The sequence below is a fragment of the Gracilibacillus kekensis genome (assembly GCF_900143085.1).
Taxonomy (GTDB): domain Bacteria; phylum Bacillota; class Bacilli; order Bacillales; family Amphibacillaceae; genus Gracilibacillus; species Gracilibacillus kekensis.
Genome location: NZ_FRCZ01000008.1, coordinates 89,054 through 105,416, shown reverse-complemented (window position 1 = coordinate 105,416; position 16,363 = coordinate 89,054). Strand labels below are relative to the sequence as shown.

Below are 16,363 nucleotides of genomic sequence, written 5' to 3'. Positions count from 1 at the left end.
CCTTCTTTCCATAGTAAAATTGAGTTTTTTTGGTTCATAGAAAAAAAGTAGGTACAAGGTTTCTTTGATACCTACCATTTTACACTATGAAATATTATTTTAAAGATTGTTCATCAATATTTATTTCACTTTAAATTCCTTGAGTAAACTCTCTCTCCATCTTTCAAACAAATTAAAAAGAGTGGATTATTGGTTTCTGATTCTAAAGCAACTCCAATAATCCACTCTGACTGTTTATTGTAAATATAAGTTTGAAACAAGACGGGATTCGGTAATTGTTGTAACATATCCTTTGAAATGAGGCTCTCGTCTAATTCTTCATGATAAAGCAATACTGTTTCTTCTCCAATCATTCTTGTATCTACTGTTAAACTAAATCTTTCCTTCATAAAATCTTTCAATTGCTTCTTATCGAACATAGTCTAACTCCTTCCAATTATGCTATTATTCGTTCACCTTATCGCTAACTTCATACGGAACTAACTTCCACTGATGTTTCACAGCAGGATAGAGTGGATGGAATCCTTTCCGACCATAGTTTGTTTCTATTTGAAGAATGTTTGCTTTTTTGTCTAACAATACAGCTAAAATCATGTTTAATCGTTCAACAGCTTTTTTATTTGTCTCTACTCCTTTTCCAACCGCAATAATAACGTCAGCTACTTTTGCGATAGCCTCTTGAATACATTTTAAATTTTCAATAGCTGACTCTTTCGCCTCATCTTCTTCAATAGATGGAAATAAATTCACAATATGCACAACACCATATTCCAATTTAGAAAGGTTATTAATGACATACATCGTTGTTTGGTCTTGCATTATTTCATCAGCTTGACCTGCGTTTTTCATAATGACAAGTGCCTTTCTCTTGTTCTTGTCCCATTCTTTTCTAATAAGATATTTGTTTCTCATTTCATCATCATAAGTGGCTTCTGTTTTCATCGTACTTTTTGTTGTTTTCACTGTTTTTACTCCTTTCAGATATAACCTTTTTCTTTTAATGAAGAAAATTTACTGTCTCCAATGATTAAGTGGTCAAGTAATTCTATCCCCATTAATTTCCCAACTTCCGCTAGACGTTTGGTAACTTCTATATCTTCTCTCGATTCTAGTGTATCGCCTGATGGATGATTATGTGCCACAATGATACTTGCAGCTGATGATAGAATTGCTGTTTTCATAATTTCACGTGGACTAACAACACTCGCATTTAAACTCCCAATGTGACAGATATTAATTGATACAGGTTGATTTTTAGTATCCAACGCTATTACAATGAAATGCTCACGGTCTCTGTCTTCTAGGAAATTCTTCACTAAGTCATAACCGTCTTCAGGTGAGCGGACGCTTCTTCTTTGATATAAGAGGCTGGACTCTTTAACTAATTTAATTGATACTATATTGACTCTTTTCGCTGATTTCACTAGTAACAACTCCTTTTATAATATAAAAAAGGATGGGGTTCTAGAAATAACGAACACCACCCTCTCTTATATACTTTATTATTCTAATAGCTGAATTACTTCAATAAATTAATTTAAATTTTATAGAAAAATAACTCTAGGTTGTTTCTATAAATTCCAAGTTTGCTGGATTTCCCTTTTTTTACTTATGTTACCTTTATAATTATCTTCTATGAATTTATTTTCATTTACACCTTTTACTTTTACTGCAGCTAGAACTTCTGCCCAAGAGCTGAAATACAACTCATAAAAATCCCTAGGTATTTCAGGGAATTTCCATAATGCATCTTCTATTGAGGGATTTGTATCTAACTCTTCTGCTAGTGCTTTAATTTTCATCTGTACTTCTTTCTTACTGATGTGACGATGTTCCTTTTTTCTTATCGTAACCCTTTTCACTGTATTATTTTTAGTTTTTTCTTCAGCTTTTAATTTATTTTTGCCAAATGGGTCTTGACCAAGATGTATCATTTTATGGCGCTCCCTAGCTATTGATACATACTTTTTATCTAAGTCAACTCCAATATACCTTCTTCCAATTAACTCAGCTGTCAAGGTACTTGTTCCCACTCCGTTAAAGAAATCCAAAATCAAATCTCCAGGGTTTGAGTATACTTCAAATATTCTTTTCATTAGCTTAGGATGTAATTGACAAGGGTGGTCATACCTCAAACTGTTATGTTTTAACCGATGTATATCCGTCCATAAATCAGTTAAAGGCTTGTGAAAATTATCTCCCCTACTTTTCACACAACTAGCTCTTAGACAGTAGCTATCAGCTAACTGCTTCATATATTCTGGTAGATAATTGACTTCATTTGATTTTTTATGGCTACTACCTCTCTTTTTAAAAGTCAGTATAGTGTAATTTGCTGGCATTATTTTTCCTGCAGGTTTTGATAACGCATCCCAAGTAATCCATGACTCAAAGTCTGCAATTTGCACTAAATAAGCAAAATGCCTAACAGACCATTGGGGTATATTAAGTATAGAAAAATAGCTACCTTCTTTTAAAACTCTAATACTTTCATATATCCATTCGTCACACCATTTAAAATAGTTTTGAATATCCATGTCATCACTATAAGACCCATATTTCTTTTCTAAGTTATAAGGTGGGTCTACAAATATATAATCAACAGAATTGTCTGGAAGAGACTTTAATGTTTTTATTGAATCCCCATGAATAATATGAGAATTGTTTGTGTTAATCTGATTATCAAATTTTTGATGTTTTTCTTTATCTTCTATTCTAGGTAGTAAAACATCATTCTCTATTTTATCATCCCATAAGAAACCATTATCAAAATCCATAGCGTATACTCTACGTTCTTCAGTTGATAGCATTAATGCTATCCTTTCAGTTATAATCTTATTTTTATCACTCGCCAATAATTCGGATGGATTAAAAAACACATCTTTCCATACATCACTCATTGTTGTACCAAAATGATGAAAAGTATGTTTTTTCCCACCGTAGTCTTTAGTAGTTTTACCACAAGCAGGACAATAAGTGTACGGAAGAAGCACACGAGTAATTTTTATTTTTTTTGATTTTGACATAACAAGTATAGACATTGTTTCAGAAGGCAAAATTTTATCTTCTTTTGTTATTTCTCTTCTAACTGTTATCCAATATTGATAGTGTAATCCTAAACCTTCTGATAAGAAATATGCCAGATGAGCAAGTTCACTGTTGTAACCAATAAAGCAAACGACACTCTTTTTAGGAAGCTCATTTATTGAACCCTTTAGATTGCTGTATATTATTTCTGGACTTTGATTTACTAAAGATAGATTATATACTATAGCGCCATTTTGTTGTATTCCTTTTATATTCTCATTTAAATCTTTCTTGTTTTTCAGAGTAAGATTTTCAAGAATGAAATCTTCCGTTTGCTCTGCTAAATGTTTCATCTTTATATAAACCTCCTAAGAATGTTCCACATAATAAATATACACGATTTTTATTGCAAATAAAATAACATTGTCTTCCTCCATATAGTTTCCTGAAAGAAACTAGTAGGTATTGAAAAAAAGCCCTGTTATGTTACGATATACATAACAATACTTCAAGTATGTGAGGAGTAAAAATGTGAATTCCTATAATGATTACCGCAAAAAGCATTTAAGATTGCTTAGAAAATCAATTAATGAAGTAGTTCAACAAAAAGGCTTTACATCACTGCATGATTTACACTTGCAACAAAATTGGATGTACCATACTTCTCAAGATTCTAGCTGGAGTCCTATTTCAAAAAAGGCACTCTATTCTCTAGTACATTCTGAGGGAAACCCACGTCTAGATACTTTATTAAAGTTTTGCTATTTATTGCAGATTGATTGTACAACTTTACTTAAGGAGGAAGACAATGATTAATTCGAATGAAGAACGCAATTTTAAAACTTTTTTAGAAGAAGCAAGTTGGTTTTGGTCTCCAGATTTAATCGGAGAGCAGCAAGAGCATACTTTAGCTGAAGAAATGCTAAAAATCTCGCCTCTTATTCAAGATACCTTAGAAAATCATCAGCCTCAACAGCTAGTACCAGTATTAATAACATTACAAGATGAGCAAGGGAACACTATTCCACGGTCACTTGTTCTTAAGAATCTAATGATATTACTCGATGTTTCCGCTGAAATACTTGATAGAGTGGCATTATATTGCCACCATAAGAACATTACTCAATTGAATGGACCATTTGGTACATATCAATTTAAAAGATTTGGTCCCAATTTTACAAAAGCATTATCGAATGACAATATTTATAAACTAGCAATTTCAGATGATGGATTTTTTGAAGATGTAATCAATTTGATGCTATATGCTTATGAGTCTGACGAATTTAGTAAATACCTTACATTTAAAGGATTCCGCTTAGCCACCCTAGTTGGAAATATAGAAGCTCTAGCTGAATTTTATTTAAGTCGGTCTATAGAAAATAGTTCGCAAATTAAACAATTAAGAGCTGTAGCATATGGAAATGGTCTTCAAAATAACTTAAAAAACAAAATTGTTGATTCGATGGAAGGATATGGTGTTGAAATAGCACCTGGTAATAGATATCTTGGTGAGCAGCAGTTCGACTTAGTTCTTGTAAAGAGAAATGAAAGCACCAATCCAGAAGATTGGAAATGGGTCGTTATTGAGACCGCCTTCCAAGAGACTACCAATTCCGTTATAGAAAGAAAGTCCAAACAAGCAGTAAACGGACTCTATCAAAGTATTGAAGATTCTAATCATAAATTAATCTACATTATTGATGGGGCAGGGTTTGTTAAAAGACATAAAGTGACAAGCACCATCTTTGATACTTGTCACTTTGCTTCAACTGCCAATCCAGCACACTTCAATAAATTAGTGAATTTCCTAGTAGAATACTTTCGGGATTAATGAAAAGTGCAGGAAGAGTCTAATCTCTTCCTGCATTTTTATTAAAAACCTCATTTACTTATGGTACGGTTCCCCCTTCATTATCCGAAACCCTCGATAAACCTGTTCCAACAAAACCAACCGCATTAGCTGATGTGGAAATGTCATCTTCGAAAAAGACAATGCATAATCACTGCGATCACTAACTTCTTTACTCAATCCTAATGATCCCCCAATAATAAAAACGATTTTACTTTTGCCATGAATCATTAAATTCTCTATTTTTTCGGCAAATTTTTCAGAAGTAATTATTTGTCCGATTATTTCCAGGGAAATAACGTAGGAATCCGGGGAAATTTTCGACAGAATTTTTTCTCCTTCTTTCCCCTTCACTTCCTCTTGTTCCGCTTCACTCATATTTTCTGGTGCTTTCTCGTCTGCTACTTCTATTATTTCCATATTGGCATAAGCGCCCAATCTTTTCATATACTCTTGTATACCCTGTTTTAAATATTTCTCCTTTAATTTTCCGACCGATATGATTGTAATTTTCAAAATTTCTTCATCCTTCCACTATCTTCTCTTTTTATCATCTTACAAAAACGTATAGAAAACGCAAGCTCTGTTCAATATTGATTTTATTTCCATTATAACTTAACCTTAGAAGTAGGGATAATTATTTTATACGACTCAAACTACTTTCTTTGGAGGCGTTAACATGGAACGAATCATCTTTATTGAAACAGGAACTGGGATTGATGTTCACGGCCAAAATGTGACCAAGGCCTGCCTTCGCGCTGTCGAAAATGCGATCCACTACAATTCCATGCCAGGTATAAGAGCGTATTTACCTGATGAGGACCTTAACAATATGAAGGTGAACATAAGACTTGCCGTACCATTGGATAAAGAACAAGTTGACATTGAACTTGTGAAGCAGGAAATACCATATGGAACGGTAACAGTCGAAGTTATCGATGGTGGCATGGCAACCACATCAGGAATTATTTTAGAAGATAAAGAAGATAAAAATGACCTGATGTACATTGTCAATGCAGCTGTAGAAGTAGGTTATTAAAAAAGTATATGGGGAGGAATGTTCATTGACGTTTATAGCGAATGCCAAGCGTTATCATCAAATTCCGTACAACCGGTGTGGCAACTCCGGGATTATGCTTCCCGCGATCTCTTTTGGTTTATGGAACAATTTCGGAGGAGAGGACACACTAGAAAATCAACGAAGAATGCTTATGAAAGCTTTTGATTTAGGTATTACCCATTTTGACCTTGCCAATAACTATGGTCCACCGGCAGGAGCTGCTGAAAAAAACTTTGGCCGTATCTTGAAAGAAGACTTCTCCCGTTATCGAGATGAAATGCTTATTTCAACCAAAGCAGGGTTTAGGATGTGGGACGGGCCTTATGGAGATTGGGGATCAAAAAAATATTTAATCTCAAGTCTCGATCAAAGCTTACAACGAATGGACCTCGACTATGTAGATATTTTCTACCACCACCGTCCAGATCCTGAAACACCTCTTGAAGAAACAATGGTCGCTCTTGACCAGATCGTCCGACAAGGTAAAGCACTTTATGTCGGTATCTCCAACTATAATGCGGAACAAACACAGCAAGCGATTGAAATTATTGAAAGACAGAACACACCTTTTATCATTCACCAAGCCGCTTATTCGATGTTAGATCGTACAATTGAAAATGGTTTAACAGATATCCTCGAAGATCACAAAATTGGCTGTATTGCCTATGTACCTTTAGCGCAGGGACTGTTAACCAGTAAATATTTACATGGAATTCCTAAAGAGTCCAGGGCCGCTAAAGAGTTTATACCTTTCTTAAATGAACGTGATATTTCTTCTGATAAAATGCAAAAAATTAGAGCCTTGAATGAAATTGCCTTGGAACGGGGGCAAACTTTAGCTCAAATGGCGTTAGTATGGGTATTACAGCAAAAGTCTGTGGTATCTGCCTTAATTGGAGCAAGCCGAGTGAGCCAGATCGAGGAAAATATCCAAGCTTTGAATAACGCCAGCTTCACTCAAGCAGAACTCGCTGCCATTGATAATATATTGAATTGATCATAAAAGGTCAAATGTTAGCTTAACAGGATTATTTTTGGGGAAAGAAAAAAGATCATAACAATAAAAATAACATAAGCATAGAATTCGAACACTATTTTTCAGTGTGAATTGAAAACAAAAACGCTCAGGTATTTTGAGCGTTTTTTAACGTTATATTTAACATTTTCTAAAACTAAAGCACCGAACGTTTAAACATATTTTTCATCCACACATTTTTTTGACGTTAAAGAAGATACTATATCGAGCTATAAGAAATTAACGACTTAACTATACTATAAATTACTATTGATATAAATCAACGACCAATTCTCATTTCTAAAATCATACAGTAATTTGTAAGCATTTCTTTTATCTCTTCCCTATTTTTTAACCATTCAAAATCTGAAGCATTCATTCTTGAAATCAAAGGTTTTATATTTTCCCTTGAAATCTTATTTTCAAAGAACATAGTTAGATTCTGGTCTCTTACCCATTCTTTTACTTGAATATCCTGAAAACACTTTGCAAATTTCCCCTTTCCATAACACTCATAAAGTGTTTTTGGCATCTGGTCGTAAAATTCTCCTCTTTTTTGCATTTTTGTGTCGGGTAACCTCATAACGTTAACCTCAGTCAAAGCAATACTAACAAATTTATATAACTCCTCCCATTCATTATAAGGTAAGTAGGTATCAATATTTTTAATAATATTCGGTATATACGGGTAACTTTTATTCGGTTTTTCACTTATGCCATATTCTGAATAAGGATATCCACCTGAATTTTGTAAACACATCTTTAGTGGCATCCAGATAGAAAAAATCGTATCTGCATTTAAATTTCCATTTAAATGTATTACATCTAAATCGTATCTTTTCCTCCAGTTACCATAATCTTCAAAGTATTTATTTCGCTCTCTATAGGTCAGTTCATTATATTCCTTATTAAAAAGTTTTTTTGGAGTCGGTAAGTTATTTTTCCCTTTTTGTATATAAAATAAATAATTTAATATAGGATTTTCAGTATATTCTTCCTTTAATAACATTTTAAGTTTATCCTCATTCATCAGCTAAACATCCTCTTTTAAACTAATTACTAATTATCTTTTGATCGCCTCAATTTTCATATCTTTTTTATTAGATCATAAATACAGCTTATTTTATAGTTCTTTTTTTTATCTGTTGAAAAATTTTCAATCACTTGTTGATCATTTTTAATTCTCCCTATTTACTTCTGCTACTATCATAACAAAATTGTTTTGAAAACGTTATAAAATAGTGCTTTTGTCTGTTTCACATGAAACAGTTTCATTATCTATATAATTGCACCTATCCTTAAAAAAGAAAGGAAGTTTTTGATTTGCCATGTAATAAAGAGGAAAGTATCATTTTCGGAGTTTTTATGTGCATTGGAATGGTTACGGTTGTGTCGTTCTATAATCTTGTTTTACAGGGTTTCTCAACATTTACAGTAGTCAGCGCTATCCTCCAATTTGTTGTAACACTTTTCATAGCTTTTATTGCAGAATCATTCGTTGAACCGGCTGCACGGAAATTAGCCTTATCACTACCCTACCACAAAACGAAAGAAAGAACATTATTGTTGCGATTGCCTTTTGTATGGTTCCAATAATGGTTCTGATTATGTCAGGATATGGTCTTGTTATAACAGCATTAACAGTAGGAATAGAATGTTCCCTTTTCTCAGCTTATTTAAAAATAGCAGGTTTAAACTTGATAGTAGCTCTACCTACACAATTACTGATTGTTGGCCCAATCTCACGTGCACTATTAATCAAATTTGTTAAGCCAGCCACGAAGCCTACATATAGTGTGTAAATAAGAATATTATTTTCTGGGAAAACAAATCTTATGGACATAAATTACCTGATCAGAATATTATTGTCCATAAGATCGTTTGTTGTGGACAAATATTCGATTTTTTTAAAATTGTGTCCGTAAGACATCAAATTAAAAAAAGCAATACAAGCTATAAACTTGTATTGCTTTTTATTTAAGATGGATGTGAAACAAGAAACTCTGCTTTTCCTTCCAGACGATAATCCTGTAGGGTAGCTGGCAAAATAAAATGATCGCCTTTTTTAATAGTAAATGATTGGCTGTTAACTGTAATCGTTGCCTCCCCCTCTACGATACTTACCTGTAGGAAATCGGCTTCTCTTGCTAATTCTACAGAGCCGTCAAGATCCCAATGATAGACTGTAAAGTATTTCTCTTCCACTAATTTCTTTTCTGTTAACCCTTGTTTTTCTTCAACGGTTTGTGTGAGTTCTGGTGTTTCATGTGGAACAGTGGTTACTTCCTTGGCTTGCTTTAGGTGTAATTCTCTTGTATTTCCTTCTGAATCGGTTCGATCGTAATCATATACTCGGTAGGTGATGTCAGAGCTTTGCTGTGTTTCCAGGATAACAATTCCTTTACCAATCGCGTGAATCGTTCCACTTGGTACATAGACAAAATCGCCTTTCTTTACTTTTACTCTTCGTAATAACTGATCCCACTTCCCTTGATCGATCATCTCCGTTAATTCTTCTCTTGTTTGGGCGTGATGGCCGATGATTAATTCTGCATCATCTTCAGCACTTAATACATACCAGCATTCTGTTTTTCCGTAATCTTCATTTGCTATTTCTCTTGCATATTGATCATCCGGGTGTACTTGCACCGATAAATTATCATCTGCGTCCAATATTTTAATCAACAGTGGATAAGCTTCGAAGTTATCCACAGACTTGTTGAAAAGTTCACCATGGTTTTTCCATGCCTCTAATAGTGTTTTGCCTTTTAATTCACCATTTGCAATTTTACTTGGCCCATTTTCATGTGCGGAGATGGCCCATGCCTCGCCAGTCCTTTGATATGGTATGGTGTAGTGAAACTCTGTATGTAGCTTTTGTCCACCCCATATTCGTTCCTGAAAGATCGGCTGAAGAAAAATTGGTTCTTGATACATAAATAGACTCTCCCTTATCGTTTCGATTCTTTCTTACTAAAAGATACTACCTTCCAGATCTAAAATCAATCCATACTTGTTAATTTATCCACAAATTCGTTCACAATACACGAAAAACCGCAGTAATTAACAGTTTTATACCCAAAATACAAGCTTATCCACAAACTTATACACATACTAACATTTTCTTCGTATATATCGTATCGGAATTTATGTTCTCCACCATATATAGAGTTTTATCCAAAACGCTATCCACAACATGTGAATAATTCATAAAAAATGTGGATAACAACCTCGATGGTTGGTATCCACACTTCATTAATAAGATAAAGATGATAATGCTACTGTTGTTTCACGTTGTTCTCCGTCACGGTAATAGGTAATCGTTAAATTATCGCCAATTGTTTTTTCTGAATAAAGATGTTTCCTTAAACCGACGATATCTTCAATGGCTTCTCCGTCAAGGCTTGTTATCACATCATAGGCTTCCAATCCACCTTTGTCAGCTGGTGACATTGGCTCCACACTTCTGATATAAATACCACCCTCGACACTGTTAGGGAGATTCAGACTACGTTCCCACTCTACTTGCGCGATGTCGTTTAATGAATAGGCTTCTACTCCTAAATAGGCGCGATTAATTTCTCCATCTTGTTCAAGTTCCTCAATAATAGGGATCGCATCATCGATTGGGATCGCAAAACCAATACCTTCAACAGCAGATTGTGCAATTTTCATCGAATTGATGCCGATCAATTGCCCATCCATATTTAATAACGCTCCACCACTATTACCGGGGTTGATCGCTGCGTCGGTCTGAATAACTTCCGCTTGCCAATCCGCTCTTCCGTCCATGTTAAAATCCTGAGGAATAGCACGTTGTTTCCCACTAATAATTCCTTGTGTAACAGAACCTGATAAATGCATTCCCAGTGGATTACCAATGGCAATTGCCGGTTCACCAACAAGCACATCGGCGGAATTTCCTAATTCGATTACATTGTCTACATAACTGGCATCCATTTCAATAACGGCTAAATCTGTATATAAGTCACTGCCAACAATGGTTGCTTCTACCTTTTCTTCGTCTGAGAGGACGACCTCGACTTGATCGGCTTCCTGAATGACATGATAATTGGTCACGATAAAAGCACGATCGTCTTTGATTTTATAAATGACACCAGACCCTGTTCCTTGTTCTCCAGACTCTTCCTGCTGCCAAAAATCTAATTGATTTTGAATATTGTTTACACCAACTACTGCTGGAGATACTTCAGCGACAATTTCTGAGATTCTGGTCGATATATCTACTTCTACATTCGTCACACTTGTTGGTGACGGGGTATTATCCTCTCCATCACTACTGTGTAATGACTCCGCGGTGTTACTGCCGATGATTACTTGGTATGGCAGGAGATTATTCTTAACTAATGAAGGTAATACTACCGCAAATAGAAAAGCTCCTAGTACCATACCAATAATAAAAGGCATAAACCATTTGTTCTTCTTTTGTTTTTGTCTGGACAAATAATGGTCATCATAATAGCCCATTACTTCACCTTCTTTACTAAATTACACTACTTCATAGATCGGTGTTGGAACTTTTGGATCTGTATCATGTAGTGATAATTGATCACCTAGCTTAAAGCCATAGTCGGTTAATCCATTTTCTACGGACATCCTCGCTAAATCCTTCATATTATTATCTTTACTTAAATGGGCCAAATAAATACGTTTTGTTTCATTTTCTATAATATCTTTTAAAGCGATCGCACAGTCTTCATTTGAAACATGACCACTATCGCCCAAAATTCGTCGTTTGACGCTCCATGGATATCGTCCCATTCTGAGCATCCCTACATCATGGTTTGCTTCGAAAATGAGCGCGTCTGCTCCTTGTACGGTTTTCTTAATTCTTTCCGATACATAACCTAAATCCGTTACAAGAGCTACCTTCTTGCCATTGTGATGAAACGTATAAAACATTGGCTCTGCCGCATCATGAGACACGGCAAATGACTCTACATCAATGTCTCCGAATGTTTTCGTCTCTTCCATATTAAAGACAAACTTTTGATCCAATTCAATTTTGCCAATCGCATGATTCATTGCCTTCCATGTCTTTTCGTTGGCATATATCGGTAAATTATATTTTCTCGCAAATATGCCCAGACCCTTAATATGGTCACTATGTTCATGTGTTACTAATATTTTCGATAAACTATTTGGATCTATGTTTATCTCAGAAAATAAACGCGTCATTTCTTTACCACTTAAACCCGCATCCACTAATATCTTTTCTTTCTCTGTTCCTATATAAAAAGCATTCCCCGTACTACCGGATGCTAATACACTAAAATGAAAAGTCATCTCTTACTCCACTCCGTTTGTTTGCTCTATATTTTCTAATAGCTGTTCGAGAAGTCGATCTAGATCTCCTTCTTCCCAGTCTTCTGGTGCGATAACTGCGGATGAATTTCCTTCACCAAAATATTCTTCAATCTGTTCCTTCATTTCTACAATAAACGCATGCTTCTCTCTCATTGTATAATGACTTTCAACCGCATTCACATAAAAGAATTCTTCCTCATTTACTTCAAATTCCCAAGTAGGTGCTAGCACCTGGACACCATTGGGTAAAGGTAATAAATTATGATATCCTAGTGCAACTTTCTTGGTTATCTCATCACCTGAAACAATATTACCGTCGCTAAAATACAATCCAGTAAGAGCATCAAATGGTTTGTTAATCTCTTCTTCTTGTTCGGTCTGCTCTTCCGCTTTTTCTAATATGGTTTGCACATAATAAATCACTTCATTTTGTTGATTTTCCTGAATTAACAAGACCCCACTTAAATTAAAATAGATAGGTCGATCAATCTTCTGGAAAAAGATATGCGTATTCGTTTGTTCATCTTTGCCAAAATACTCATATTTATCAAGGTTCCATACATGTTCACTTAATGTTTCTGTATCTTCTTCCACATTGATTGCTAATGGCGATTCTAGCTGAGATACAATCAAGTGATCATCAATGATAACATTATTTTGATTTGGTAACCCGATAATTTCCGTTACATCTTCTTCGGTAAACTCCATTCGCTGCGCATGTAACATGGATTCCTTTTCAGGAGTTTCTTCTGGAATATTATCTAGACCACTCACATTATTTCGAACGTTTTCTTCTCTGGGCATATCTTCCGTATATTCTAATTCCCGTGTTGGATTGTTAATAAAATGATGCAACAAAAATATATTTAAGATAAGAAAACAGAGAATGAATAGTGTCTTAATTTGCCCCCATTGCATTTCTATTCCCTCCTTGCCCAACAGGAGTAGCATCACCTGTTACATATTTCCATTCGGTTGGTGTCTCGATCACCCAGGTTGGGATTAAATCAAACACTTGTCCACCCTGTTCAATTCGATAACCAAGCTGAATATCCAAAATTTGGTTAAACGGAATTTCATCACTCTGTTGCAAGTAAGCAATTAATTCCTCACCCGTCATTAAAAGTGTAGGTGATCGATCATATGAAAATGTCAGTTGCATCAGTGGGCGTGCATATTGATATTCATTTTGATTACGGTATTCCACTGTCATGGAAGCTAATCCTTGATTAGAGAACACGGGATAGTTATTATAAATCATTCGATATTCAATTCGATTGCTGATCTCACTTAGACTGTACAATCGATATTTAATTTCCTGATCGACAAGCCAACCATTATGAGAATTAATATATTCTATTGAATTGGTTAGCAGAAAATCTGCTATATTAACATTCCCGGTTTGTTGCGTGCTATCTTGGTCTTGCTGATTTTCTGAAGTAGTAAAGTTGGTATATTCCATTGCATATCCTTTTTCTACTACTTCTCTATTTCCATCACTATAAACCTGACCACCTTCAAAGTTTGGTGAACTTGCTATATTTGAAGGATTGGAAAAAAATATTTCTTGGAAATTGATCGAATCAGGATTTATTGCTTCATAACGAAACTTGCGTCCCATAATGTTTGGTTCTTTAGGAATATAGACCATTTTAGTATTTAATTCTACTTCTACATAAGTGGAAAAATCATGAACTAAATGAAGACGATCGAAGTATTCTACAACTTCCATCATGTTTTGAACATTCGCTCGTATATCAATGCCACCTTGTTCGATATTATCAAATACGATTTGAAAATTTGTCACATTTTCATCTACAACTAAATAAACTTTTTTGAATTTACTATCAATTATCATACTATCATCGGTTGAAAATATCTCACTTATTTGTGAAGAAGGAACAGAGGTAGGGAAAATAATTTCAATCATCTTTTCCGTTTCCTCTTTATTAAATTCCTCACCTTCTGGTATCATTTCGAAATCATAGAGTGACCATGCCGTTATGTCTTTAAACACGGATAATTCGGTTTCCTTTTCCGTGAAGCCCAATAAAGAATCTCTGTCCTGTATGATGATTTGCGAAGGTTGAACCAAGTCTGTTCGCGTTAGTTCACTTCCATTTAACTGAGCATCTGCTGCTTGATTTCTACTAGAGGTTTCATAATCTCCTTGGTAATTCCAGATACCTAACGTTAATAACAAACTTAATGAAACTAAAAAGACGAGCAACACGGTTTTTAAGAGTTCTATTTTCATTTTTTACTACCTCGCTTTCTGTTCATGAGCGGTAGTGTAAAATTAATCGTTGTTCCTTGTCCTTCTTTGCTGGTTGCCCAAATCTGACCATGGTGTACATCAATTATTTCCTTGGAAATAGCCAATCCTAAACCAGTTCCCCCAAGTTCTCTTGATCTTGCTTTATCCACCCGATAAAAGCGTTCAAAAATTTTCTCCAGTTTTTCACGTGCTATACCTAACCCTTGATCGCTTATACTGATTCGCAAGCGATTTTTTTCTTTAACAGCCTGAAAAGTAATTTTTCCACCTTCTGGGGAATATTTAATCGCATTGGATAAAATATTATCTGTTACTTGAGTGATTTTATCTTGATCGACCCAAACAAATATCCGTTCATTCGGTATATAACGTTCAAAGTCAATTAATTCTGTTTTATTCATTTCAAATCGATCTAAAATATGATGTAACACTGGGATAATATCAATTTTTTCTTTAAGTATAGCACTTTCCTTATGGTCCATTTTAGAAAGCTGTAATAAATCGTTAACTAAGCGAATCATTCGTTCTGTTTCGTTTTGGGTAACTTGTAAAAATTGTGGCGCTAATTCCTCATCCTGCAATGCGCCACCGTCTGTAAGTGCTTCTAAATAACTTCTCATTGTCGTTAATGGTGTTCGCAATTCATGGGAAACATTGGAAACAAATTCTCTTCGTTCACGATCCACTTTCTCTTGTTCGGTAACATCACTGATCACAGTAATTAATCCAGAGAAGTTCCCTTCTTCGTCTTGTACAATGGAGAAGTTTGCCTTAATTAAAAATAGTTGATCCTCATCACTAAAATCAATCGTCAAAGAGCCTTGTTCTTCCAATTCCTTCACATTGATTACTTTGTCTTCCACCTGGAGAACTTCTACTATCGGTTGCCCTTTTGCTTCACGCAAGGTCATACCAATTAGATTTGTAGCAGGATCGTTCATTAACGTTATTCGCCCATGTTCATCAGTCGCAATTACCCCATCCGACATATTCGAAAGGACGGAACTTAATTTTCTTCTTTCTTCCTCCGTTGTTTGATTAGCTAAACGTAAACGGTCATTCATATCATTAAAGGTGATAGCTAGTTGTCCAATCTCATCTTGTCCATAGACATTTACCTTTTTGGAGAAATCTCCTCTTGCCATTACCATTGCCTGTTTCCGCATTTCAGTTATCGGCTTTGTAATGGTTCGAGCTACTAAAATCCCTAATATAATCGATATAATTACAGCTAAAATCGTGCCATTTAGAAAGATACGATTAATTTCCTCCAATTGCGTATATACCCCTTCTATCGAGGCCTCGGAGTAGATCGCGCCAACTGGCACATCACCATCCATAATCGGTATCGTCCGCACTAAAACACGATCTCTTGTGAAATTATTCCTTCTTATATCCTCTTTTGGTTGACCATGTACGACAGCTAAACGAATACTAGTATTGCCTGAGATTTTTTTACCTATCATATCGATTTTATTGGCACCCAGCACCCGAAATTGGGAATCGATCACTTTTAAATCAGAAAAAATCTCACCAGAGTACCTTGTCGTAATATCACGCACTTCTTCTTGTAAGGTTACGCCTTCTTCATCATCTGATCGTTCTTTTAGAAAGGCATCCTTTAAATTGAGCTTCAGTACTTCTAATCTATCTTCAACACTTTCATAGTGATTGTTATATAAGTTATCCTCTAACTTTTGTGCAAAGTAAGTGCCAATTACTTGAATTGCCAATAGCAAGAACAAGCTGAGAATGACAATGATTTTTAATCGAATCGATTGAAAAAAGCTAACTCTTTTCATGAGA

At 34.9% G+C, this 16,363-nt stretch carries 18 protein-coding genes; 6 read left to right on the top strand and 12 right to left on the bottom strand.

Features of this window, described 5'->3' with window-relative positions:
* Positions 1 to 125 precede the first annotated feature (125 nt).
* The 4 genes from BUC25_RS16965 to BUC25_RS16950 form a co-directional block, all read right to left on the bottom strand.
* Positions 126 to 419 carry a hypothetical protein gene (locus BUC25_RS16965; protein ID WP_073203069.1) on the bottom strand — a complete coding sequence of 98 codons (294 nt, stop codon included), beginning with the start codon at positions 417 to 419 and terminating at the stop codon, positions 126 to 128.
* Between the two features lie 25 nt (positions 420 to 444).
* Positions 445 to 963 carry a DUF1643 domain-containing protein gene (locus BUC25_RS16960; RefSeq protein ID WP_084543512.1) on the bottom strand — a complete coding sequence of 173 codons (519 nt, stop codon included), beginning with the start codon at positions 961 to 963 and terminating at the stop codon, positions 445 to 447.
* 14 nt (positions 964 to 977) lie between these two features.
* Positions 978 to 1,424 (bottom strand): JAB domain-containing protein, encoded by a 447-nt coding sequence (locus tag BUC25_RS16955; RefSeq protein ID WP_084543511.1) that lies wholly within the window; start codon positions 1,422 to 1,424, stop codon positions 978 to 980.
* Between the two features lie 147 nt (positions 1,425 to 1,571).
* Positions 1,572 to 3,380 carry a DNA-methyltransferase gene (locus tag BUC25_RS16950; protein WP_073203067.1) on the bottom strand — a complete coding sequence of 603 codons (1,809 nt, stop codon included), beginning with the start codon at positions 3,378 to 3,380 and terminating at the stop codon, positions 1,572 to 1,574.
* Positions 3,381 to 3,558: 178 nt separating this feature from the next.
* On the opposite strand from BUC25_RS16950, the gene BUC25_RS16945 reads away from it, so the two are divergent.
* Both BUC25_RS16945 and BUC25_RS16940 read left to right on the top strand, forming a co-directional pair.
* Positions 3,559 to 3,843: a hypothetical protein gene (locus BUC25_RS16945; RefSeq protein ID WP_073203066.1), complete on the top strand. Its 285-nt coding sequence runs from the start codon at positions 3,559 to 3,561 to the stop codon at positions 3,841 to 3,843.
* Positions 3,836 to 4,858 carry a hypothetical protein gene (locus BUC25_RS16940; RefSeq protein WP_073203065.1) on the top strand — a complete coding sequence of 341 codons (1,023 nt, stop codon included), beginning with the start codon at positions 3,836 to 3,838 and terminating at the stop codon, positions 4,856 to 4,858. The genes BUC25_RS16945 and BUC25_RS16940 overlap by 8 nt, the downstream gene beginning before the upstream one ends.
* Positions 4,859 to 4,912: 54 nt before the next feature.
* Here BUC25_RS16940 and rlmH read toward each other — a convergent pair whose 3' ends face one another.
* Positions 4,913 to 5,392, bottom strand: a complete 480-nt coding sequence (rlmH, locus tag BUC25_RS16935) for a 23S rRNA (pseudouridine(1915)-N(3))-methyltransferase RlmH (protein WP_073203064.1) — start codon at positions 5,390 to 5,392, stop codon at positions 4,913 to 4,915.
* 163 nt (positions 5,393 to 5,555) lie between these two features.
* Between rlmH and BUC25_RS16930 the strand changes: the two genes are divergently transcribed.
* Positions 5,556 to 5,915, top strand: coding sequence for a Lin0512 family protein (locus tag BUC25_RS16930; RefSeq protein ID WP_073203063.1), 360 nt, complete (start codon positions 5,556 to 5,558; stop codon positions 5,913 to 5,915).
* A 25-nt stretch (positions 5,916 to 5,940) separates the two neighbouring features.
* Positions 5,941 to 6,933, top strand: a complete 993-nt coding sequence (gene mgrA / locus BUC25_RS16925; RefSeq protein WP_073203062.1) for an L-glyceraldehyde 3-phosphate reductase — start codon at positions 5,941 to 5,943, stop codon at positions 6,931 to 6,933.
* A gap of 298 nt (positions 6,934 to 7,231) precedes the next feature.
* On the opposite strand, the gene BUC25_RS16920 is transcribed toward mgrA, so the two are convergent.
* Entirely contained in the window at positions 7,232 to 7,981 is a 750-nt protein-coding gene (locus tag BUC25_RS16920) for a hypothetical protein (RefSeq protein WP_073203061.1), read from the bottom strand.
* A 293-nt stretch (positions 7,982 to 8,274) separates the two neighbouring features.
* Here BUC25_RS16920 and BUC25_RS19630 point away from each other — a divergent pair, with 293 nt between their 5' ends.
* Positions 8,275 to 8,547 (top strand): DUF2798 domain-containing protein, encoded by a 273-nt coding sequence (locus BUC25_RS19630; protein ID WP_244535206.1) that lies wholly within the window; start codon positions 8,275 to 8,277, stop codon positions 8,545 to 8,547.
* A complete protein-coding gene (locus BUC25_RS19625; RefSeq protein ID WP_244535205.1) occupies positions 8,547 to 8,753 on the top strand; it encodes a DUF2798 domain-containing protein in 207 nt (68 codons plus the stop codon). Before BUC25_RS19630 ends, BUC25_RS19625 begins: the two co-directional genes overlap by 1 nt.
* A 175-nt stretch (positions 8,754 to 8,928) precedes the next feature.
* On the opposite strand, the gene manA is transcribed toward BUC25_RS19625, so the two are convergent.
* The 6 genes from manA to walK all read right to left on the bottom strand — a co-directional run bounded on the left by manA (position 8,929) and on the right by walK (position 16,359).
* The gene (manA, locus tag BUC25_RS16910) at positions 8,929 to 9,888 is read right to left on the bottom strand and encodes a mannose-6-phosphate isomerase, class I (protein ID WP_073203060.1); all 960 of its coding nucleotides are present in this window, start codon (positions 9,886 to 9,888) and stop codon (positions 8,929 to 8,931) included.
* 318 nt (positions 9,889 to 10,206) lie between these two features.
* A complete protein-coding gene (locus BUC25_RS16905; protein ID WP_073203059.1) occupies positions 10,207 to 11,439 on the bottom strand; it encodes a S1C family serine protease in 1,233 nt (410 codons plus the stop codon).
* 21 nt (positions 11,440 to 11,460) lie between these two features.
* The gene (locus BUC25_RS16900) at positions 11,461 to 12,258 is read right to left on the bottom strand and encodes an MBL fold metallo-hydrolase (RefSeq protein WP_073203058.1); all 798 of its coding nucleotides are present in this window, start codon (positions 12,256 to 12,258) and stop codon (positions 11,461 to 11,463) included.
* A gap of 3 nt (positions 12,259 to 12,261) precedes the next feature.
* Positions 12,262 to 13,197 (bottom strand): two-component system regulatory protein YycI, encoded by a 936-nt coding sequence (locus BUC25_RS16895; protein WP_073203057.1) that lies wholly within the window; start codon positions 13,195 to 13,197, stop codon positions 12,262 to 12,264.
* Positions 13,178 to 14,536: a YycH family regulatory protein gene (locus BUC25_RS16890; protein WP_073203056.1), complete on the bottom strand. Its 1,359-nt coding sequence runs from the start codon at positions 14,534 to 14,536 to the stop codon at positions 13,178 to 13,180. Before BUC25_RS16890 ends, BUC25_RS16895 begins: the two co-directional genes overlap by 20 nt.
* On the bottom strand, positions 14,533 to 16,359 hold the full coding sequence (gene walK / locus BUC25_RS16885; RefSeq protein WP_073203055.1) for a cell wall metabolism sensor histidine kinase WalK: 1,827 nt from the start codon (positions 16,357 to 16,359) through the stop codon (positions 14,533 to 14,535). The genes BUC25_RS16890 and walK overlap by 4 nt, the downstream gene beginning before the upstream one ends.
* Between the last annotated feature and the right edge of the window lie 4 nt (positions 16,360 to 16,363).